Here is a 20,946-nt window from a genome sequence, read left to right as displayed (position 1 = left end):
TGTTTTTGCCAATGTGTTATCGCCACATCCTAACTTCCCATAGAAAGGGAAGATTTACAGAATTTGTCCTGCATTTTCATCGAGCAAACGACGGGCGATAATTAAGCGCATAATTTCGTTGGTGCCTTCTAAAATCTGGTGTACGCGCACATCGCGGAAATGACGTTCCAGCGGGTACTCCCTGATATAACCATATCCACCATGAATTTGCAGCGCCGCATCACAGACTTGAAAGCCCACATCGGTGGCAAAGCGTTTCGCCATGGCGCAATAAGCCGTGGCTTCTGGATCGCCACTATCGAGTTTAAAGGCCGCGAGGCGCACCATTTGGCGGGCTGCCACTAACTCAGTTGCCATATCGGCAAGCTTAAATTGTAGCGCCTGGAATGCCGCCAGGGGTTTACCAAATTGCTGCCGCTCATTCATATATTGAGTTGCACGCTCAAGGGCCGCCTGCGCCGTCCCCACTGAACAGGTCGCGATATTGATACGACCGCCATCTAAGCCTTTCATTGCAAAAGTAAAACCTTGGCCTTCTTCACCGAGCAAGTTAGCTACTGGCACGCGCACGTTTTCAAAGGTGATTTGGCGAGTCGGCTGGGCATTCCAGCCCATTTTATCTTCGGCTTTACCGTAGATAACGCCAGCGGCATCCGCCGGGATCGCAATCGCCGAAATACCCTTAGGTCCAGCTTGGCCCGTACGGCACATCACCACTAAAAGCTCAGTGGCGCCCGCGCCCGAGATAAACATTTTCGAGCCTGAAATCACATATTCATCACCGTCACGCACCGCTTTAGTTTGCAAAGATGCAGCGTCCGAACCCGCGCCCGGCTCAGTCAAACAGTATGACGCTAACATCTGCCCAGTGGTTAACGGCTCAGACCAAGTCTGACGCAGGGTTTCAGTGCCCCAAGTCGTCACCATCCAAGTCGCCATATTGTGAATGGTCAGCATGGCCGTGGTCGCGGTGCAGCCCTTGGCAAGTTCTTCAAAAATAATCGAGGCATCGAGGCGCGATAAGCCCATGCCACCTTCGGATTCTGGCGAATACAGAGAGCAAAAACCTAGCTCACCGGCTTTTTGGATCACGTCTTTGGGGAAATGATGTTCTTCATCCCACTTGGCGGCGAACGGGGTTAATTCTTCCGCGGCAAACTGGCGCGCAAGATCGGCAAACTGACGTTGGTCATCGTTGAAATTAAAATCCATTGGGCTCTCCTATGACTCTGTGGTCACTTTTTTATTGAATAAATTGGGCGCCGTAAAGACGCCGTGGTTTATCGATTAATCACCGAGCTTAGCGTAGGTTAATGCTCATATTTGGCGTTGAAGCTACTGCGATATCGGACTCGAACCAGCGGGAAGTGATGGTCTTGGTCTCGGTATAGAAACGCACCGCTTGCTTACCGTAGGCATGTTGATCGCCATAGAAACTGCCCTTCCAACCGGTAAATGAGAAGAAAGGTAATGGCACAGGAATAGGCACGTTAATCCCCACTTGGCCGACTTCGATTTCATGTTGATATTTACGGGCAGCGGCACCGCTAGCGGTAAAGATAGACGTGCCGTTGCCATAAGGGCTGGCGTTAACTAATTCGATGGCGGCTTCTAAGGAGTCTGATTCCATACAACAGAGTACAGGGCCAAAGATTTCTTCCTTGTAAATGCTCATCTCAGTGGTGACTTTATCGAACATGGTTGGGCCAATCCAATTACCGGATTCATAACCTTCCACGGTAAAATCGCTGCCATCGAGTAAACACTCGGCGCCTTCGGCTTTACCTTGGGCGATAAGTTTAAGCACCCGCGCCTTAGCTGCAGGGCTGATAACTGGACCATAACCCGCTTCTTTATCGTCCCATAAACCTGGGCGAACTTTGGCTAAGGCTTCTTTTAATTCTGGGATCCACTCTTTAGCGGCACCAACAAACACGGCAACCGAAATCGCCATACAACGCTGACCCGCCGCGCCCACAGAAGCGCCAACTAAGTTGTTGATCACTTGCTGTTTGTTTGCATCTGGCATGATAACGCAGTGGTTTTTTGCGCCCGCAAAGGCTTGTACGCGTTTTAAGTTATCTGTACCGGTTTTATAAATATATTGACCCACAGCCACAGAACCGACAAAGGAAATGGCTTTAATCGCAGGGTCTGCCAGCAGAATATCTACGGCAGTTTTGTCGCCATGCACTAATTGCAATACGCCCTTAGGTGCACCCGCCTCAACAAACAGCTCAACCAGGCGCTGCGGCGTCATAGGGTCTTGTTCAGAAGGCTTTAAAATGAAAGTGTTACCGCAGGCAATCGACAATGGAAACATCCATAACGGGATCATCGCAGGAAAGTTAAATGGCGTAATACCCGCACACACACCGAGTGGTTGAGTGTAACTGTAAGTATCAATTGAACGCGCGACGTTCTCGACGGTTTCGCCCATCAATAATGACGCCACGTTACAAGCATGTTCAGCAACTTCGATACCACGCCATACATCGCCCTTGGCATCTTCAAAGGTTTTACCAGTTTCCTTTGCAAGAATGGTCGCCAGCTCGTCGTGGTGCTCTTTTAACAGATGCTGATAACGCAACATGACGCGCGCACGCTCTGACACTGGCACTTCTTTCCAGGTTTTAAAGGCCGCTTTGGCGCTGGCAATCGCGGCGTGAACTTCATCGCTAGTGGCGGCATTAATCACGGCAATCGGCGAGTTATTCGCGGGATTGGTGACAATAATCTGTGATGTGCCAGTACCTTGGATAAACTCGCCGTCAATGTAATGCTTTACTTGTGTGGTCATGTTGCAATCCTTTTCCTTGTAGAGTGATAGGCTAGCGGTGCGATATTATGATTATCCTCAAGGGAAGTGATTGCCCTTGCTAGCCCGTCTTGTTGATTTAAGCCTTGTTGATTTAACTAAATCTTAGCCATTAGACCTCGATAGCCATTGCCGTCGCTTCACCGCCGCCGATACACAGCGAGGCAACTCCGCGCTTAAGGCCGCGGGCTTTTAATGCATGGATTAAGGTCACCAGCAGACGTGAACCCGAGCAGCCAATAGGATGACCTAAGGCACAGGCGCCGCCATTAACGTTAACCTTAGCAATATCTAAACCCAGTTCAGACACGGCAAGCATAGTCACCATGGCGAAGGCTTCATTGATCTCAAACAGATCCACTTCATCCGTTGACCAACCCACATTAGCCAGCAATTTCGCCATAGCGCCAACCGGTGCAGTGGTAAAGAGTGAAGGCTCTTGGGCGTGGGTAGTGTGACCTTTAATGGTCGCTAACACAGTTAAACCTAAACGCTCAGCTTCGCCACGGGAGGTCAACATTAAGGCCGCCGCACCATCGGAAATCGAGCTAGAGTTGGCCGCTGTGATAGTGCCGTCTTTGCTAAAGGCTGGACGCAGGGCTGGAATTTTTTCAGGGCGGGCATTACCGGGCTGCTCGTCGGTATCGATAGTCACATCACCACGGCGGTCACTGACAGTGACTGGGGTAATTTCGGCTTTAAAGGCACCCGAGTTAATCGCCGCATTGGCTTTTTCGAGCGAGCTTAGGGCAAAAGCGTCCATTTGCTCGCGGGTAATGCCGTATTCATCGGCGGTTTTCTGGGCAAAAGTCCCCATAGCGCCACCCGTGTAGGCATCTTCAAGACCGTCTAAAAACATATGGTCGAGCATTTTTCCGTGGCCCATACGCATGCCGCTACGGGCTTTATCCAAGAGATACGGTGCTTGGCTCATGCTTTCCATACCGCCAGCGATCACCACTTTTGCACTGCCCGCTTTAATCAAATCGTGGGCTAACATGACAGTCTTCATGCCTGAACCACAGACCTTGTTTACTGTCGTCGCGCCGACAGACAGCGGCAATCCGGCCCCCAAGGTTGCCTGACGCGCAGGCGCTTGACCTAAACCTGCGGGTAATACGCAGCCCATCAAGACTTCATCGACATGTTCACCCGCCAATTGGGTATCGGCTAGCAAGCCTTTGATCGCCGTCGCCGCTAAGGCTGGTGATGCTACGGATGACAAACAACCTTGAAATCCCCCCATTGGGGTACGTTTAGCGGCAACGATAACGATATCTTGATTTAACTGTTCAGTACTCATGGAAACTCCAACCTAAATTGACCACTAAGCCTAGTGCTAGTCTCGGGACGTTTAATAAAATCGACATTAAAACCACTCTGACGTTTACGCGAACGTAAAGCAAGTATTCCTTGGTCTAATGTGCAGATTTTCTCGGGTGGAAATGTCAGCAAGGATTTACAGCAAAGAACAATTAAACGAGGGGGGGTCAGTTGATATCATGTGTTGACTCGCAAAGAGCGCCCCCTATGGTACTAAGACCCTAGGAAGCACAATCCAATAGCAGCCAAGCTAGAGTGACATGGGCAACTTCATCAGTAGAATGTCCAGCTACCTTGATGCATGCCCATCACTCATCGTCAGATCAGTTATCGCGTTAATGTTGCGTTATCAATAACAAACCGATACTTCACATCGCCCTTCAGCATGCGCTCATAGGCGGTATTAATCTCATCAGCCCTGATCAGTTCTATATCTGAAACTATGTTGTTTTCTGCACAAAAATCTAGCATCTCTTGGGTTTCAAGGATCCCGCCGATCATTGAACCAGCAAGGGTACGGCGTTTCATTATCAAATTAAAAACATCGGGTGATGGATGGTTTGTTGCAGGTGCGCCAACCAAGGTCATAGTGCCATCGCGTTTTAATAGGCTAAGTAAAGCGTCCAGATCATGGGGAGCTGCAACGGTATTCACAATCAAATCAAAACTCTGCACATGTTTCGCCATTTCATCGGCATTCTTGGAAATAACCACTTCATCAGCACCCAAAGCTTTGGCTGCATCACGTTTAGATTCTGAAGTGGTAAATGCAACAACATACGCCCCCATTGCATGGGCGAGCTTAATGCCCATATGCCCAAGACCACCAATGCCAACAATACCGACTTTTTTACCCGGTCCAACATTCCAATGGCGAAGCGGAGAATAAGTGGTAATACCCGCGCATAAGAGAGGAGCCACTGCCGCTAATTGCGTTTGAGGATGACGGATACGCAGCACATAACGCTCATGAACCACGATTTGTTCAGCATAGCCACCGAGCGTATGACCTGGCGCATCTGTGGTTGGGGCGTTATAAGTGCCGATCATATGATCACAGTAATTTTCTAGGTTGTCGTCACAATCAGCGCATTGTTTACAGCTATCAACAATGCAGCCTACGCCCACTAAATCACCTATCTTAAATTTGGTGACATGTTCACCCACAGCGGTAACCCTCCCAACGATCTCATGCCCTGGCACACAGGGATATAAGGTACCCGCCCATTCCGAGCGTACAGTATGTAAATCGGAATGACATACACCGCAAAAATCGATAGCAATTTGGATATCATGGGCACTAGGTGCGCGGCGGCTGATATTCAGTGGGCCAAGGGGTTGATCGGCGGCAACAGCACCGAACGCTTTGATGGTCATCGTAAATTCCTTATATAAATCATCGTGGATTGTAATAGAGTGTTGCGGCTAAACGCCGCAGTCACTTACAGGTATTGATGGAAAAATTGGGTCATTTTATCAAAGGGAATAACATCAACCCTGTCATACAAGTCAATATGAGTAGCACCTTTAATTATCATCAACTCTTTAGGTTCTGCGGCAGCGGCAAAGGCCGTTTCCGCGAAGTAGCGCGAGTGCGCTTTTTCACCATGAACTAACAACATAGGGCGTGGGGATATTTCATCAATGTACGACAATAAAGGCATATTCATAAAGGACAATGGGTTAGTAATAGTCCAAGAGCTGTTTGAATTAATGGCTCTTGGGTGAAAACCACGGTCACGAGATTTATAGTAGTTAGCATAATCCACTACAAATTGCGGCTCACCGCCTTTGAGTTCGTTAAAAATGGGGCCTAATTCCGGCTCGCCTTTCTCTGCATCACGCCAACGTTGTAAACTAAGCTGCTCTAGCGTTTTAGTGCGTTGTTCTTTGGTCATACTGTCGTTATAACCTTTCGACATCACTCGAGTCATATCATACATAGTGCTGGCAACGACTGCTTTTACTCGCTTGTCGACAGCGGTTGCATTTAAGGCCATACCTCCCCAACCACAAATCCCAATAATACCGATTCGCTCGCGATCAACTGAGGGCAATAAACCAAGACAATCGACGGCGGCACTGAAATCCTCCGTATTGATGTCTGGCGATGCCACATGGCGCGGTTCTCCCCCACTTTCTCCGGTAAAAGAAGGATCAAATGCGAGTGTAACAAAACCACGCTCTGCCATGATTTGCGCATACAAACCGGAAGATTGTTCTTTAATGGCCCCAAAAGGACCACCAACGGCAATAGCTGCACATTTACCACTGAGATTTTTTGGCTGATAAAGATCAGCGACTAAAGTGATGCCATAACGGTTTTTAAAGGTGACTTTTTTATGGTCAACCTTATCACTTTTAGCAAAAGTTTTATCCCACTCAGCTCCAAGCTGTAATTGAGTATCCGCCACAACTGGCATGGCTGCCATTGATGAAACACTGGCAGTTACGATACCGACACCTGCTATTTTCAACAGATTTCGACGTGATGTATCTGGTGTATCATCATTTTGTGTGACTTGCTCTAAATGTTCACCCATGATTTTTCCTTATATCTTCAGTTGTTGTGAATAGTGTTAGTCGAGGCCTGTGCCGTGAGTATTGAAAGTAATGCTGATATCAGCAAAAGTGTGGCACTGAGCAAAAAGGTGCTTTGATAGCCACTGTAGTCAAACAGGAGACCCCCGAGTGTAGAACCGAGCGCAATAGAGAGTTGAATGATGGCAACAAAGAGACCGCCTGCCGCTTCAGCATCGTTTGGAAAGACCTTGGTAATCCACGTCCACCAGCCGACAGGAGCTGAAGTGCCAGTCAGTCCCCATAGTGCAAGTAGCGCAATCACAGCCGTAAACCATGTACCTGCGGCGATCAGACCAAGTGCCGTTGCGGCCATTAGGAGTGGTATCACGACCAATGTCTGATAAAACCCCCATTGCAAAACTCTGGCCACCAACAAAGTGCCAATAACCCCGGCGACACCTATTACCAACAGCGCAAATGAAAGAGTGGTGCCATGCAACTGAGTGACAGTTTCCAAAAACGGCCGGATATAAGTGAATAATGCAAACTGCCCCATAAACATCATGCTGCTGGCCACGAGCCCCATCTTGATGCCCGAAAGTTTTAATAACAGAACCATCTGCAATACATGACCAGAACGGCTTGATCGCCCAGTAACAGGCATAAAAGGTAACGCGTACCATTGCCATACTAAGGCGATGAATGCGATGGGAACCAAACAGAAGAAAGCACTACGCCAACCAAGAACGTCACCAAGCCATGCCCCCAATGGCGCAGCTAATACCGTTGCCAAGGCATTACCGCCGTTGACTATGGCTAAGGCGAGAGGAACCTGATGTGTAGGAACTAAACGCATAGCCGTGGCCGCTGACATAGACCAAAAACCGCCAATAACCACACCAATCAACGCCCGTCCGAGCATGTAGATTGGGTAGTTGGGAGCAAGGGCAATGATAGCGCCGGATATCCCCATAGCAGTAGTGAGCCCCAACAATAGGAGCTTGCGGTCAAGGTTGCCTGAGAGCGAAGAAATAAACAGGCTCGTTATGACGGCGAAAATGCCGGAAATAGCGATCCCTTGCCCAGCCATTCCCTCTGTAACATCGAGGTCCCTCGCAATGGGAGTCAATAAACTGACCGGCAAAAACTCTGAAGTAACTAATGCGAAAGCACAAATTGATAACGCAACAACCCCACTCCAGCAATTCAATATTGCGGTATGACCCGCAGAACTAGTTGTATTCATTCCAACACATGATTAACTGACAAAAACATAAGTTCATATTGACAGACAGTTTAAGATTTGATTAGTAGGTATAATCTTTATGTAGTTGTGAGATAAATTCAGTAATGGCAAACCAGAAGTTGAACGATTTGCAGGCATTTTTGGCCGTGGCTCAGCTACAAAGTTTCACCAAAGCCGCAGCCCTGTTGCGTGTAACCCCCTCGGCACTTAGTCATACCATTCGAGGTCTAGAGGAAAGATTAGGCGTACGCTTACTTACTCGCACCACACGAAACGTATCGCTCACCGAAGCCGGCATTCGCTTATCCCAGTCCCTAACTCCGCTGTTTGAGCAGATCAACTTAGAAATAGAAGCATTAAGTGAGCTCAGGGATAAACCTAAAGGCACGATTAGGCTCACCTGCACCGATGATCAGATCCAATTACATTTACGGCCGATACTGGCGACATTTTTGCGTCAGTACCCAGAAATCAAGCTAGAAATGTATATTGATTACGGTTTTACCAATATGGTTGAGGAGCGTTTTGATGCAGGGATCCGCTTGGGAGAGGCTATCAGCAAAGACATGATCGCAGTCCGCATCGGGCCAGATTGGCGATTGGTGGTGGTGGGTTCACCCGATTATTTTGAGCGAAACCCAGCACCGATAACACCTGATGAATTAACCGCACATGCATGCATTAACATTAGACATCGAATAGCGGGCTCTATTTATGCTTGGGAGTTTGAAAAACAACAACGAGCCTTCACAGTGAAAGTCGATGGACAACTAGTGTTCAACAGCATTATCCATGTACTCAATGCCGCACTGGACGGCATTGGGTTAGCGTATGTACCCGAACCTTTAGCTGCTCCTTATTTGGCTGATGGCAGACTAAAAATGATATTAACCGATTGGAGTCCCTATTTTCAGGGTTACCATTTGTACTATCCAAATCGCCGCCAAGCTTCACCAGCCTTTATGGCATTCGTCGATGCGATTAGATACAAGCCAAATCAGCATAAAGCAACCTAATCATCAATGATAATGGAAGCTAACCGCGACGATGTCTCGTATCCCTGTTGCGCTATGGGAAAATATTAGCTCGACATCTTCTAACGCGATTCCCACGGTGTCATCGCCGTCATATCGCTTAAATCGTAGGGTGTTAACTGGTAAACGTAATAATTGAGCCAGTTACTGACCAGCAGGCTACCGTGGCTGTGCCAGCGGGCAATCGCTTCGGCTTTCGGGTCATTATTGCGATAGTAATTTTGTGGCACATTTGGATTTAAGCCCTGTGCCAAATCCCTGCGATATTCATCATTTAGGGTCGATTTTTGATATTCAGGATGGCCCATCACAAACAAGTTGCGATTATTGCGGCTAAGAACCAGATAGGCCCCCGCCTCATCGGATTCGGCAAGCACTTGCAACTGTGGATGTTGCCTAATTTCTTCTAGGTCCATTTCGGCAAATCGGGAATGGGGCGCAAAAAATTCATCGTCAAAACCACGTAACAGCGGAAAATGCTGGCAAGTGCGGCGGTGCACGAACACGCCAGAGCGCTTTTGCTGCAGAATTTTTCGATGTAAACCATAGAGGTGATATAAACCCGCATGGGCCGCCCAACATAAAAACAGCACTGAGGTGACATGCTCTTGGGACCAGTCGATAATTTCACGAATATGGTCCCAATAGACCACATCTTCAAAATCGATTTGCCCCAGCGGCGCCCCAGTAATGATCAGGCCGTCGTAGTTTTTGTGGCGCACATCCTCAAAGTCACGGTAGAAGGTATTCATATGATCGATGGAGGTGTGTTTGGATTCTTTATCGTGAATGCGCAATAAATCCACATCCACCTGCAGCGGCGTGTTACCGAGTAAGCGCAATAACTGGGTTTCTGTCTCGATTTTATTGGGCATGAGATTCAGGATCAGCACCTTCATCGGCCTGATATCCTGATTCGCCGCCCGCGTTTCGGACATCACGAAAATATTTTCTGACTCTAAAACCCCTGCTGCGGGCAGATGATCTGGAATTTTAACCGGCATACCGCGCCTCTTCTGTTCGTAAATACCAACGGATTCGGCGCGTATGTCAGCTCACTTCTGAGTGGGCTAACTAGCCACCGACTTTCTCAAGCATTATGGTCATAGCTGCGGTCGAATTAAGATCGACATGATAGGCTTGAGTGTTAATAAACAATAACTTATCACCGAGCATTATCCTTGCGCCTACGGCATAGGTATGCCCAGCTTCAAACTGATCCCGGCCCATAGTAAAACTAAACTGTGTTGGGGTTTGTGCCCCTTGGCTCACACGTTCGGCCATCACTATGGCAGGCACATCCATTTTAGACACATCGAGCAACTGAACGATGAGTTTGGCTTCGCTGGGCAACGCGATTCGCTCGCGGTACATTGCCTCACCTTTGATCTCGACCACCGCATTGGGGGTTGCACAACCTGCTAATAACCCCGTCACAGCAATTAATGCGATTGCGGTGAATTTTTGCACCGCCGAGATCAGCACACTCAAGTTTGACCATTGACTCATTTTGTTTCTCCTAATCATACATAAAGACTTCTAGATGTCCACATGTCCATGCTATAAATCTTGTCTTGCTGAACATATCTTCCTATCATAAGCCACCATTTCGTTGCCGAAAAATTTATGACCCAAGCAACTGCGATAATTGTGGGCGCTAGCTCACATTTAAGCCGCGAACTTGCAAAGCAACTGGCAGATCAACAGGTTGAATTAGCCTTATTTGCTCAAGATCCAGAATCGCTAAGGGAGTTTGCCTCAAGATTACCGACAAAAGTACAAGTATTTGCACTACAGATAGATCAGCCTCAAGCCATTATCAAGCAACTTGAAACCGTCTGGCATAGCCTAGGTGGCGCCCATTTAGTCTTAGTCAATACTGGCCTTAATAGCTACGATCCAGAGCTGCCTTGGCTGCCAGAGCAGGACATTATCGACGTTAATGTGCGAGGTTTTGCTGCTATCTGCAATACGGCATTTAGACTATTTCGCGAACAAGGGTATGGGCAACTGGCGGCAATTAATTCGATTGCAGGACTGCGCGGTGGACCGAGTGTGGCCTACCACGCCTCGAAGGCCTTTGGGCAAAATTACCTTGAAGGTTTAAGTATGCATGCCCAGCGCCTCAAGTTGCCTATTACCATCACCGATATCCAATTAGGTTTGCTCGATAAGGCAGCCATGCAACAAAGTGCGCTTTGGCTTGCGCCTCTTCCCCAAGTGGCAGCGCAGATCATTAAAGCCATGCAACAGGGAAAACGCCGCGTTTATGTGACTAAACGTTGGCGCCTCGTGGCTTGGCTCACTAAGCTATTGCCAGAATTTATCTATAACACTCGCCACTGGAAAGCTAAAAAGCCAAAAAGTTAGCTTAACGTCTTGGTAATAAACAAAAAAGGAGCCTAGGGCTCCTTTTTGTTTAATGCTTATTCAGCAATTAGAAAGTGTAACCCACACTCACCATATAAACCCATGGGTCAATATCGGTTTCAATGGTGACAGGCGCATCGGCCAGTTTGAATTTCACGTCACTGTCAATTTTGGCGTACCACACAGAAGCGTTAAGTAACCAGTTTTTGCTCATTTGAAAATCTAAACCGACCTGAGCCGCTAAACCCCAAGAAGTACTCATGCTAAGGTCAGTTAAGGCGCCACCTAAGTCATTTGTAAATTCATTATCATAGAAGTTGGTGTAGTTCACACCGACGCCAATATAGGGGCGTAATTTTGACTGCGCATCACCAAAGTAATACTGGGCCACTAATGTTGGAGGCAGTTGCTTAGTTTCGGCAATTTTACCCACACCATCTAAAGAGACATCATGGCTAAAGGGGGTGGCTGCTAATAATTCAACCCCAAAGTTATCGGTCAGCATATAACCGAAGTTCAAACCTAACTGGGTATCGCTGCTCACAATAAACTCACCGTTACCCGCAACATCTTGGCTTGATTCATTCGGCGCAACAACGACCACACCGGCACGAACGATAATATCGCCCGCTTGATGTGCAGAAACAGAAGCAGTAAAACCAGCGGCTAGTAAGGTCGCAGCGATCAGTGTAGAAACAGTCGTTTTATTCATCATCATACTCCATATGTACAACATAGGTTTTTGTTTTATATTACATCCTTAACAATTGAGGCCTACACTGCCAGAGAAATGCGACCACTTTATTGATCCAAATCAAAGGCGCACCTATGTACTTACTTTTAGGTATGATGCATGGGATCTTGATCACGTAAAGTGAACATTTATTGATAATACAGGTTCATTTTTTGTGAGCTGCGCCATTTATTAGCCATCACTAAACCACCTCGATATGGGTAGCACCTAAAAAGCAACTTAACATTTGAGCTACATAACTAGGACTAGAGCAATGCCCTAAATCGCCGTGGTATTAGCCACAAAGAAGCCATTGCCCATAAAAATACGACCAATAGAAAATCGTTATTCGAGACAGAGGAGAGGATATCGACTAAGCCAGCCTTTAGCGGCGATCCTTTGCTGGCATATTGCTAATACCCTGCGGGGATTAGGACTTAATTTCAGCGCAAAGAGTGACTGCAAGCCAAAGGGAGTGATAAGCCTGTAGGGAGAGTTAAGGCTGCCAGCGGCGAGCCCATTGGATAAGGCACAAATGCCCACTGCGGTTTCTAATTCGGGCCAATGGGCCATAGCATCAAGGCAGGAAATATAGGGTGCGTCTTGATTTTTAAGATGCATCCGAGCCTGATTTTTCACCGACCAAGGCAAATCAGGCGCTAAACGGCGTAGATAGGCTTCAATTGCCCTATCCCGCTCAGGGCGGGTGTCTAGCGGGCAATAGTAAATCAGGTCAATATCGTTCAACGGACGAGGCTCAAAGCCATGCAAACGATCCCACACTAAATTACGGACAAAACCCGCAGCAAGGCACCACTGCGGGAGGGCATATTCTGCCGCACACTGCGCGGCAAGTTGAAGCGCCCTAACCCGCTCACTGTCTTGGGTTATCCATTCAAGTAAACGGGACTGTAACTCAAGTTCATGTGGCGCGCTGTTATCGCCTTGGATCACTGGGGACTCTATACTGCATCCGCCTGGCGCTCAGGCATCGCCTCGATGAAGGCGGTAAGCTGATTGCACTCGGCCCACACGCGCATAATATTAGGGTATGGGGTTAAATCCACATTAAAACGCTGGGCGTTATACACCTGCGGCACTAGGCAGATATCGGCGATGGTTATCGCATCCCCAAAACAATAACGGCCACTATGGCGTATAAGCAGAGTTTCTAAGGCCGCAAACCCACTCGCAATCCAGTGGTGATACCAACTATTTTTTGCCGTCTCATCAACCCCTAAGGTTTGGGTTAAATACTGCAGCACGCGCAGGTTATTTAACGGGTGGATTTCACAGGCAATAGTCAGCGCCATCGCACGCACATGGGCACGCTCGAGTGCCGATGCCGGCAATAACGGGGTTTTGGGATATAGCTCATCGAGGTATTCAACAATCGCGAGGGATTGTGACAGTACATCGCTATCGTCTTCATCGCCCACGACTAAGGTGGGCACCAATTCCAGAGAATTTAGGGCGCTATAGGCCGCTTTATGCTGCTCACCACCATCGCGCACTAAATGCACCGACAGCTGCTCAGCGCTAACGCCCTTAAGATTAAGCGCGATACGAACACGATAGGCGGCGCTGGAACGCCAATAACCGTAGAGTTTCATCTGACTACTTCCTTATAAAATAAAAGTGCTTATAAAAACGGGGCCATTCAGCCCCGTTGTTATGATAGATACATCCCGTTAGGGGCAATATCAAGCTTTATACTCAACCACTTTTTGATCGATTGAACCAAAAATGGAGGCGCCATTATCATCGAGCATTTCAATGCGCACTGTGTCGCCAAAGCGCATAAAGGGCGTAGTGGCTTTGCCGTCGGCAATCACTTCTAACATACGTTTTTCAGCGAGACAGCTCGAACCTGCGCTGCGGTCGTAATTAGAAATAGTCCCAGAACCAATAATGGCACCAGCGCCTAATGGGCGAGTTTTGGCAACATGTGAAACTAACTGGCTGAAATTAAAAGTCATATCAACGCCCGCATTCGGACGACCAAATAATTCACCGTTTAAATGGGTGATCAGCGGTAAATGCACCTTTGAATCTTCCCAACGAGAGCCCAATTCATCTGGTGTTACCGCCACAGGAGAAAAACTGCTCGATGGTTTAGATTGGAAGAAACCAAACCCTTTAGCCAGCTCACCAGGAATTAAGTTACGCAGCGACACATCGTTCACTAGCATGAGTAACTTGATATGCTTAGCCGCATTTTCACTGCTCACACCCATAGGGACATCGTCGGTGACAACCGCAATTTCAGATTCAAAGTCGATACCCCAATCTTCACTCGCCAGCGGGATATCGGCCTTAGGTGCGATAAAGCTATCGGAGCCGCCCTGGTAAAAGAGTGGATCTGTCCAGAAGGTTTCCGGCATTTCAGCACCACGGGCTTTACGCACTAACTCAACATGGTTTACATAGGCGCTACCATCGGCCCACTGGTAAGCACGGGGTAATGGCGATAAACACTTAGCTTCATCAAAGGCTTGGGCGTTATCTAATTTGCCCTCGTTAAGCGCATCGTACAATTCCTGTAATTGGGGCTGTAGCAGCACCCAACCGTCGAGCAGTTGCTGCATAGTGTGGGCAATCGCGGGAACGGCAACCGCTTGGCTGAGATCACGGCTGACTAACATCAACTGACCATCGCGGCGTCCATTGTTATAACTTGCAAGTTTCATATTTGCTCCTGTGCTTCTACGGCTCGGCGTACTGTCTTTTTATGTTGGACTAAAAGAATTTGCCAACTGAAATTCGGTTAATTGCGCGGGTTTTACACTAACGAAAGCCCCCGATGATTCGGCCCAAAGGGATTTACTGCGCGTAGGAATACCCGATGCACGGCCAGATTCCTATAGCGTGAGCAAAATCACATTTAGCGCTATTATTTCACATTTTGTAAACTAACTATTACACCTAGAATCGAATTGGCACGCTTCAATGTATAGGTGAACAATATGACTAAAAAGTCGACAATTAAGTGGAACGATAATGTTACATCTCTCCCTTAACGGCGCTTAGAAATCTTGTACTCCCTGAGTTTATTGGCGATAGCGGTGTGGGACACGCCCAGCTTTTTCGCTAACTGCCGCGTACTCGGGTAAGCCGGATACAGGCGCCGTAGGAGACTCGCCTCAAACTGCTTCATCGCATCGTCAAGGTTCCCCTCAAAGGCGTTATCGAAGTAACCAAACCCTTCGGCGTAGGACGGTAATTTAAGCTGCTCGACCGTCAGCTCGGCCGAACCATCCCACATAGACACGGCTCTAAATACCGCGTTCTTCAATTGGCGAACGTTACCAGGCCAGGCATAGGTCAATAAATGATCCCGGCACTGGGCCGAAATCCGCCGTACCGGGCTCGATAGCTGCTGACTATAATGCTCGAGGAACATTTCGGTCAGTGGAATAATATCGACCTTACGCTCACGTAATGAGGGAATGTGATAACTGAGCACATGGATGCGATAGTAGAGATCCTCCCTAAACTCCCCCGTTTGGCAAAGTTCGGCGAGATTCTTCTGGGTTGAACAGATAATCCGCACATCGGCGCGCACTTCCTCATCGCCGCCAATACGCCTAAAAGTACCATCCTGCAACAGGCGCAGCAGTTTCACCTGCGCGGCCTTAGACATTTCCGCCACTTCGTCGAGAAACACAGTGCCGCCCTTGGCCTCTTCAAAAAAGCCGCGTTTAATCACTTTACCTTGGCTGACATAACCGAATAATTCTTCTTCGGCGGCGCTGTCGGGAAGAGCCGCGCAGTTAATGGCAATAAAGGGTTTTTCGCGGCGCATACTGGCATCATGGCTGGCTCTGGCCATGAGTTCTTTCCCTGTGCCGGTTTCACCTGTGATAAGCAGCGGTGCATCGAGCTGTGCCATACGGCGTGCTTGCTTGAGCACCTCCTTCATTTTGTCACTGCTGGCGAGCACATTTTCAAAGCCGGTGGTTTGATTTTGCAGCGCGTTAAACTGTTTCCCTACTCGGGCTGGGGATTTTAACGACACTACGGCCCCCACAAGGATGGTTTTATCGTCCTCATCGGGCAGGTAGATAGGCAGCATCTCGGCGAGATATTCATTCGGACCAATTTGCACCCTGGCCGCCTGGGGGAGCACTTGGTTTTCGCTCAGCCAGCGGCTGAAGTTAAAGCCTTGTACCCAATGATTTAACGACTCATCAAGCACCTCATGCTCCGCCATGCCAATATTCAGCAGTGCCGATTCGTTAACAATCCGAATACGGGCTTTGGCATCAATGGAAAACACTGAGTCGGGTAAGGTCTTAAGTAAGGTTTTGAGGGCGTAATGTTCCTGCTCCGATGGCATAAAAGAGACAGTCCGCACATCGTGGACGCTTTCCACTTTGCGGATCTGTGGCATCAGCGCACTTAAGGTTTCAAAACTGATTTCGGCAAACTGTAGGTACAAAAAGCCTTGGTTACTGGCATCGATGGCAATTAAATTAATGCCATAACGTTCTAACACGACTAAGATATCTTTCGCTAAACCCACGCGATCTTGACAGCTAACTTCCAAGCGCATAATGACTGATATTCCCTTTTTGATTCGAATTTTGGGATAAACCGTGCAGAGCTATTGTCCATCCACTTTGCTTAAAGTGATCTTTGCTGGATGAGCGCGCTCACCTTTACGCAGACGTAAGCGGTAGGATTGATAGCTGGGCGTATATACGTTAGAAGGTAAATGCGAAAGTGGCAAGTCAAGTTTACAGTACATTTGTAACAGCAAAGAAAAATCAGCGCCAAATTAACAATAAGGCGCTGATTTAATAGTTTAATTTTTTAATCTAATAACTGGTCTGTCTTGGCAGCCATGATGAAGTCGTTCTTATGTAGTCCTTTAATCGAGTGCGACCACCAAGTGACTGTCACTTTGCCCCATTCAGTTAAAATGCCGGGGTGATGAAATTCTTCTTCGGCAAGATCGGCAAGTTTATTGGTGAAGGCCATCGCCAATTTAAAATTTTTAAATTTATACACTCGCTCAAGCTGCATAATGCCATCGCGTACTTGCACGCTCCAATCGGGGATCATTCTCACCAGCTCGGCAAGTTCTTCATCGGTCACTTTCGGTGCATCGGCCTGGCAAGCTTCACATTTCATATTCGATAACGCGGTCATACATACTCCTATTCGCAACGCATCTTTTCGCAGCACATAATGTGCCTATCGTTGCCTTTTTTACTTAACTAAATCAGAGGGATTTCTAATATCGCTGGTTTAACTTGCCTTCGCCTTAGGTGGATATTTAGGGGCAAACAAGCCTAACTGACGGGCCTTAGTGACATAAGCCATAATATCCATTTTGGCGATTTCATCTAACATATCAATATGTTCAATCACGTAATAAACGGGTTGCATGATATCGATACGATAAGGCGTACGCAGCACATCTAATAGGTCGAAGGGTTTACGCTCCGGCACTTCGCTCTCCATCGCATACAAGGTCTCGCCGGGCGAACTTAAGATCCCACCGCCATAGATACACAGTTGCCCATCCTTTGGCTTTAGCAGACCAAATTCGACGGTAAACCAATATAAACGGGCTAAGAAAACCCTTTCTTCCTTGCTGGCATTTAAGCCCAGTTGGCCATACATATGGGAAAAATGTGCGAATGATGGATTGGTCAGCAAAGGGCAATGGCCAAATATTTCGTGAAAAATATCAGGCTCTTGCAGGTAATCAAATTCTTCTTTACGGCGGATAAAGGTCGCTACCGGAAATTCTTTATTGGCTAAAAGCTCAAAAAAACGCCCAAAGGAAATCAATGCGGGCACGGCCGCCGTTTTCCAACCTGTCGTTGCCTGCAATACTGTATCAATTTCAGCAAGTTGTGGAATACGATCCTTTGGCATCGCCAAGGCATCTAACCCTTGCAGGTATTCTTTACAGGCTCGACCGGGCAAATTGACTGCCTGGCGGGCATAAAGCTGGCTCCATATCTCATGTTCTTCTTGCGGGTAATCTATATACCCAGAGTCATCGGCTCTTCTGGCAACATAGGGAGCGGTGTGGACTGTTTTAGTCATAAAATTCACTTCATGGCTGACGCTAATATCATCCATAGTGATCTAAGCCTCGTTTTTTGTTAACTCCCTCACAGTTTATTGTTGGTGTTATTAGGTGACGCAAACGTAAAGCAAATATTACATATTCATTAAAAACGATGACTTAGAGGGCAACTATAGTGGTCAGTGTGCAGGCAAAGCTTGACAGCCAATCTCAAAAACTAAAACGATAGACTGATAAAACGCAGAAATACCGATAAATTTCAGCGTTTACAAATAGCTTTTCTGTGTAGGTCATTTACAATATTGGCCAATACCCGCATCTCCTTGACCTAAAAGGTTCGCAATGAAACAACATCAAATTCGTAAAGCCGTGATCCCTGTCGCAGGCCTAGGCACTCGTATGCTGCCAGCAACGAAAGCTATTCCTAAGGAAATGCTACCCGTTGTTGATAAGCCATTGATCCAATACGTTGTTAGTGAAGCTATTGCCGCAGGCATCAAAGAAATTGTACTGGTGACCCACGCCAGTAAAAACTCTATCGAAAACCATTTCGATACCAGTTTTGAATTAGAAGCCCAGCTAGAGCGCCGGGTAAAACGTCAGTTATTAGAAGCGGTACAGTCAATTTGTCCAAAAGACGTGACTGTGATCAGCGTGCGTCAATCCCAGGCGAAAGGCTTAGGACACGCCATTTTATGTGCTAAATCTGTGGTAGGCGACGCCCCCTTCGCGGTGTTACTGCCAGACGTCATTATTGATGATGCGAGTTGCGATCTCAGCAAAGACAACTTAGCCGCGATGGTGAACCTATTCGATGAAACCCAAGTGGGTCAGATCATGGTCGAGGGTGTACCACACAACTTAGTGAACCAATACGGTATTGCCGACGTTAACGGCCACGATCTACAACCCGGTGAGTCGGAGCCATTAGTCGAGCTAGTTGAAAAACCCGCCGTTGATGACGCACCTTCTAACCTCGCCGTTGTTGGTCGTTACGTGTTACCTGCAGCCATTTGGCCACTGCTGGCCAAGACTCCAGCGGGTGCGGGTGATGAAATCCAATTGACGGATGCGATTGCCATGTTAATGCAGCAAGAAACGGTGAATGCTTACTACATGGAAGGTAAGAGCCACGATTGCGGTAACAAGCAAGGTTATATGCGCGCAAACGTGGAATACGCTCTGCGCCACAGCGAAATCGGTGAAGATTTTGCCCACTACTTAAAAACCGTTGTAAAAGGAATTAAATAATGACGATTTTAGTGACCGGAGGCGCCGGTTATATTGGCACCCATACTGTGGTGGAATTACTCAATGCGGGAAGCGAAGTGATCGTGTTAGACAACCTGTCTAATTCGAGCATCGAAGCCTTAAACCGTGTAGAGCAAATCACAGGCAAAACGGTCACATTTTACCAGGGCGACATTCTTAATAAGGCATTGTTGCAGAAGGTCTTTAGTGACCACGCTATCGACTCTGTTATCCATTTTGCGGGATTAAAAGCGGTGGGAGAATCCGTCGCTAAACCCCTCAAATATTATGAGAATAACGTCACAGGAACCTTAATACTCTGCCAAGTCATGGCGGAGTTTAAGGTTAAAAATCTAGTATTTAGTTCATCGGCAACCGTCTATGGTGACCCCGCGAGCCTGCCGATCACCGAAGATTTTCCAACGGGAGCTACCAATCCCTATGGCCAATCTAAACTGATGGTCGAGCATATTCTTGCCGATCTTCACCATAGCGACCCAAGTTGGAATATCGCCCGTCTGCGCTACTTTAATCCCGTTGGCGCCCACGCCAGTGGTTTAATTGGCGAGGATCCTAATGATATTCCTAACAATTTAATGCCATTTATTGCGCAAGTTGCCGTAGGTAAGCGCCCTGCCCTGAGTGTGTTTGGTAATGATTATCCGACCCACGATGGCACTGGGGTGCGTGACTATATCCATGTGGTGGATTTAGCCAATGGCCATTTAAAGGCCCTTGAAAAGCTAGCCACTCAGCCAGGACTTGTGACCTATAACTTAGGTACGGGTCAAGGCTATAGCGTATTAGATATGGTCAAGGCCTTTGAAAAAGCCTGTGGCAAAGCCATTGCCTACCAAATTGCTCCTCGCCGTCCCGGTGATATTGCCGCCTGTTATGCCGATCCTACCCATGCGCGGGAAGATCTGGGCTGGCAAGCCACCCATAGTCTAGAGGACATGGCAAACAGTAGCTGGCACTGGCAGTCAAGTAATCCTAATGGCTATCACGGCTAGTCAACTCAATGGCTTGTGGTTTTCCCCAAGCCATTTTTCTTTAAGGTTTGACCGCTTAATCTTGTTCGAGAAACCACATGACGCAAAGCATTAACCATAGTCGTCGCAGTCTCTTTAATCGCCGTAAAAGTACAGCGATAAGACCGCCATGGGTTCGTGAAGATATTGAATTTACGGATGTTTGCACCCGTTGTTCCGCCTGTATTACGGCCTGTGAAACTCACATTATTCGCAAAGGTGATGGCGGCTTTCCCGAATTATCCTTTCAGGATAACGAGTGTACTTTCTGTACCCTTTGCGCTAAAGCGTGTCCTGAAGCCCTGTTCGATTTAACCCAAACCCCTTGGCATTACAAAGCTCATGTCCAAGATAATTGCTTAACCCAGCAAGGTATTTGGTGCCAAAGCTGTAAAGACGCCTGTGAACCTAGAGCCATTACTTTCACGCTTAGCATTGGTAAAGCGCCCACACCAAAGATAGATCTTAATCTGTGTACTGGCTGTGGTGCCTGTGTCGCCCCTTGCCCAAGTCAGGCCATACAGATAAAAACAGATGAACAAACTAAAAACTAAGGCACTACCCTTAGGAT

At 47.7% G+C, this 20,946-nt stretch carries 20 protein-coding genes; 5 read left to right on the top strand and 15 right to left on the bottom strand.

The window, feature by feature from the left end:
* Positions 1-54: 54 nt before the first annotated feature.
* The 6 genes from JFT56_RS06710 to JFT56_RS06685 form a co-directional block, all read right to left on the bottom strand.
* Positions 55-1,212, bottom strand: a complete 1,158-nt coding sequence (locus tag JFT56_RS06710) for an acyl-CoA dehydrogenase family protein (RefSeq protein WP_007646873.1) — start codon at positions 1,210-1,212, stop codon at positions 55-57.
* Positions 1,213-1,300: 88 nt separating this feature from the next.
* A complete protein-coding gene (locus JFT56_RS06705) occupies positions 1,301-2,800 on the bottom strand; it encodes a CoA-acylating methylmalonate-semialdehyde dehydrogenase (protein ID WP_198782904.1) in 1,500 nt (499 codons plus the stop codon).
* A 130-nt stretch (positions 2,801-2,930) separates the two neighbouring features.
* Entirely contained in the window at positions 2,931-4,121 is a 1,191-nt protein-coding gene (locus JFT56_RS06700) for a thiolase family protein (protein ID WP_198782903.1), read from the bottom strand.
* Between the two features lie 347 nt (positions 4,122-4,468).
* Positions 4,469-5,518, bottom strand: coding sequence for an NAD(P)-dependent alcohol dehydrogenase (locus JFT56_RS06695; protein WP_198782902.1), 1,050 nt, complete (start codon positions 5,516-5,518; stop codon positions 4,469-4,471).
* A 65-nt stretch (positions 5,519-5,583) separates the two neighbouring features.
* Positions 5,584-6,684 carry an alpha/beta hydrolase gene (locus JFT56_RS06690; RefSeq protein ID WP_198782901.1) on the bottom strand — a complete coding sequence of 367 codons (1,101 nt, stop codon included), beginning with the start codon at positions 6,682-6,684 and terminating at the stop codon, positions 5,584-5,586.
* Between the two features lie 17 nt (positions 6,685-6,701).
* Positions 6,702-7,910 (bottom strand): MFS transporter, encoded by a 1,209-nt coding sequence (locus tag JFT56_RS06685; protein ID WP_198782900.1) that lies wholly within the window; start codon positions 7,908-7,910, stop codon positions 6,702-6,704.
* Positions 7,911-8,014: 104 nt separating this feature from the next.
* On the opposite strand from JFT56_RS06685, the gene JFT56_RS06680 reads away from it, so the two are divergent.
* A complete protein-coding gene (locus tag JFT56_RS06680; RefSeq protein ID WP_198782899.1) occupies positions 8,015-8,926 on the top strand; it encodes a LysR family transcriptional regulator in 912 nt (303 codons plus the stop codon).
* Between the two features lie 80 nt (positions 8,927-9,006).
* Here the strand turns inward: JFT56_RS06680 and metA are convergent, their stop codons facing one another.
* Together metA and JFT56_RS06670 are read right to left on the bottom strand one after the other, a co-directional pair.
* Complete coding sequence (metA, locus tag JFT56_RS06675; RefSeq protein ID WP_198782898.1) at positions 9,007-9,948, bottom strand: homoserine O-acetyltransferase MetA; 942 nt, start codon at positions 9,946-9,948, stop codon at positions 9,007-9,009.
* A 70-nt stretch (positions 9,949-10,018) separates the two neighbouring features.
* Positions 10,019-10,453 (bottom strand): YbaY family lipoprotein, encoded by a 435-nt coding sequence (locus tag JFT56_RS06670; protein WP_198782897.1) that lies wholly within the window; start codon positions 10,451-10,453, stop codon positions 10,019-10,021.
* Between the two features lie 117 nt (positions 10,454-10,570).
* Here JFT56_RS06670 and JFT56_RS06665 point away from each other — a divergent pair, with 117 nt between their 5' ends.
* A complete protein-coding gene (locus JFT56_RS06665; protein ID WP_198782896.1) occupies positions 10,571-11,314 on the top strand; it encodes an SDR family NAD(P)-dependent oxidoreductase in 744 nt (247 codons plus the stop codon).
* Positions 11,315-11,381: 67 nt separating this feature from the next.
* Here the strand turns inward: JFT56_RS06665 and ompW are convergent, their stop codons facing one another.
* From ompW to phhA, 7 genes are all read right to left on the bottom strand, one after another.
* On the bottom strand, positions 11,382-12,029 hold the full coding sequence (ompW, locus tag JFT56_RS06660; RefSeq protein ID WP_198782895.1) for an outer membrane protein OmpW: 648 nt from the start codon (positions 12,027-12,029) through the stop codon (positions 11,382-11,384).
* A 363-nt stretch (positions 12,030-12,392) separates the two neighbouring features.
* Positions 12,393-13,001, bottom strand: a complete 609-nt coding sequence (locus JFT56_RS06655; RefSeq protein ID WP_198782894.1) for a nucleotidyltransferase family protein — start codon at positions 12,999-13,001, stop codon at positions 12,393-12,395.
* 8 nt (positions 13,002-13,009) lie between these two features.
* Positions 13,010-13,660 carry a maleylacetoacetate isomerase gene (gene maiA / locus JFT56_RS06650; protein ID WP_198782893.1) on the bottom strand — a complete coding sequence of 217 codons (651 nt, stop codon included), beginning with the start codon at positions 13,658-13,660 and terminating at the stop codon, positions 13,010-13,012.
* Between the two features lie 90 nt (positions 13,661-13,750).
* Positions 13,751-14,737 carry a fumarylacetoacetate hydrolase family protein gene (locus JFT56_RS06645; RefSeq protein WP_198782892.1) on the bottom strand — a complete coding sequence of 329 codons (987 nt, stop codon included), beginning with the start codon at positions 14,735-14,737 and terminating at the stop codon, positions 13,751-13,753.
* Positions 14,738-15,063: 326 nt separating this feature from the next.
* A complete protein-coding gene (gene tyrR, locus JFT56_RS06640; protein WP_198782891.1) occupies positions 15,064-16,602 on the bottom strand; it encodes a transcriptional regulator TyrR in 1,539 nt (512 codons plus the stop codon).
* A 260-nt stretch (positions 16,603-16,862) separates the two neighbouring features.
* On the bottom strand, positions 16,863-17,201 hold the full coding sequence (locus JFT56_RS06635) for a 4a-hydroxytetrahydrobiopterin dehydratase (RefSeq protein WP_007646849.1): 339 nt from the start codon (positions 17,199-17,201) through the stop codon (positions 16,863-16,865).
* 99 nt (positions 17,202-17,300) lie between these two features.
* Positions 17,301-18,110, bottom strand: coding sequence for a phenylalanine 4-monooxygenase (phhA, locus tag JFT56_RS06630; RefSeq protein ID WP_198783512.1), 810 nt, complete (start codon positions 18,108-18,110; stop codon positions 17,301-17,303).
* Positions 18,111-18,435: 325 nt separating this feature from the next.
* Here phhA and galU point away from each other — a divergent pair, with 325 nt between their 5' ends.
* The 3 genes from galU (at position 18,436) to napF (ending at position 20,929) form a co-directional block, all read left to right on the top strand.
* Entirely contained in the window at positions 18,436-19,344 is a 909-nt protein-coding gene (gene galU / locus JFT56_RS06625) for a UTP--glucose-1-phosphate uridylyltransferase GalU (RefSeq protein ID WP_198782890.1), read from the top strand.
* Complete coding sequence (galE, locus tag JFT56_RS06620; RefSeq protein ID WP_198782889.1) at positions 19,344-20,357, top strand: UDP-glucose 4-epimerase GalE; 1,014 nt, start codon at positions 19,344-19,346, stop codon at positions 20,355-20,357. Before galU ends, galE begins: the two co-directional genes overlap by 1 nt.
* 77 nt (positions 20,358-20,434) lie before the next feature.
* Positions 20,435-20,929, top strand: a complete 495-nt coding sequence (gene napF, locus JFT56_RS06615; protein WP_198782888.1) for a ferredoxin-type protein NapF — start codon at positions 20,435-20,437, stop codon at positions 20,927-20,929.
* The last annotated feature ends 17 nt before the right edge of the window (positions 20,930-20,946 follow it).

This window comes from Shewanella putrefaciens, from assembly GCF_016406305.1.
GTDB classification, from domain to species: Bacteria; Pseudomonadota; Gammaproteobacteria; order Enterobacterales; family Shewanellaceae; genus Shewanella; species Shewanella putrefaciens_C.
Note: the sequence above shows the minus strand (reverse complement) of the source record. Positions and strands in the feature narration are given on the sequence as shown.

Excerpts from the sequence above, each read along its gene's own strand:
- napF (WP_198782888.1), top strand. The coding sequence starts at position 20,435 with ATGACGCAAAGCATTAACCATAGTCGTCGCAGTCTCTTTAATCGCCGT.
- JFT56_RS06645 (WP_198782892.1), bottom strand. The coding sequence starts at position 14,737 with ATGAAACTTGCAAGTTATAACAATGGACGCCGCGATGGTCAGTTGATG.
- galU (WP_198782890.1), top strand. The coding sequence starts at position 18,436 with ATGAAACAACATCAAATTCGTAAAGCCGTGATCCCTGTCGCAGGCCTA.
- JFT56_RS06635 (WP_007646849.1), bottom strand. The coding sequence starts at position 17,201 with ATGACCGCGTTATCGAATATGAAATGTGAAGCTTGCCAGGCCGATGCA.
- JFT56_RS06685 (WP_198782900.1), bottom strand. The coding sequence starts at position 7,910 with ATGAATACAACTAGTTCTGCGGGTCATACCGCAATATTGAATTGCTGG.
- metA (WP_198782898.1), bottom strand. The coding sequence starts at position 9,948 with ATGCCGGTTAAAATTCCAGATCATCTGCCCGCAGCAGGGGTTTTAGAG.
- galE (WP_198782889.1), top strand. The coding sequence starts at position 19,344 with ATGACGATTTTAGTGACCGGAGGCGCCGGTTATATTGGCACCCATACT.
- JFT56_RS06665 (WP_198782896.1), top strand. The coding sequence starts at position 10,571 with ATGACCCAAGCAACTGCGATAATTGTGGGCGCTAGCTCACATTTAAGC.
- JFT56_RS06680 (WP_198782899.1), top strand. The coding sequence starts at position 8,015 with ATGGCAAACCAGAAGTTGAACGATTTGCAGGCATTTTTGGCCGTGGCT.
- tyrR (WP_198782891.1), bottom strand. The coding sequence starts at position 16,602 with ATGCGCTTGGAAGTTAGCTGTCAAGATCGCGTGGGTTTAGCGAAAGAT.
- JFT56_RS06700 (WP_198782903.1), bottom strand. The coding sequence starts at position 4,121 with ATGAGTACTGAACAGTTAAATCAAGATATCGTTATCGTTGCCGCTAAA.
- JFT56_RS06705 (WP_198782904.1), bottom strand. The coding sequence starts at position 2,800 with ATGACCACACAAGTAAAGCATTACATTGACGGCGAGTTTATCCAAGGT.
- ompW (WP_198782895.1), bottom strand. The coding sequence starts at position 12,029 with ATGATGAATAAAACGACTGTTTCTACACTGATCGCTGCGACCTTACTA.
- phhA (WP_198783512.1), bottom strand. The coding sequence starts at position 18,110 with ATGACTAAAACAGTCCACACCGCTCCCTATGTTGCCAGAAGAGCCGAT.
- JFT56_RS06695 (WP_198782902.1), bottom strand. The coding sequence starts at position 5,518 with ATGACCATCAAAGCGTTCGGTGCTGTTGCCGCCGATCAACCCCTTGGC.
- maiA (WP_198782893.1), bottom strand. The coding sequence starts at position 13,660 with ATGAAACTCTACGGTTATTGGCGTTCCAGCGCCGCCTATCGTGTTCGT.
- JFT56_RS06670 (WP_198782897.1), bottom strand. The coding sequence starts at position 10,453 with ATGAGTCAATGGTCAAACTTGAGTGTGCTGATCTCGGCGGTGCAAAAA.
- JFT56_RS06710 (WP_007646873.1), bottom strand. The coding sequence starts at position 1,212 with ATGGATTTTAATTTCAACGATGACCAACGTCAGTTTGCCGATCTTGCG.
- JFT56_RS06690 (WP_198782901.1), bottom strand. The coding sequence starts at position 6,684 with ATGGGTGAACATTTAGAGCAAGTCACACAAAATGATGATACACCAGAT.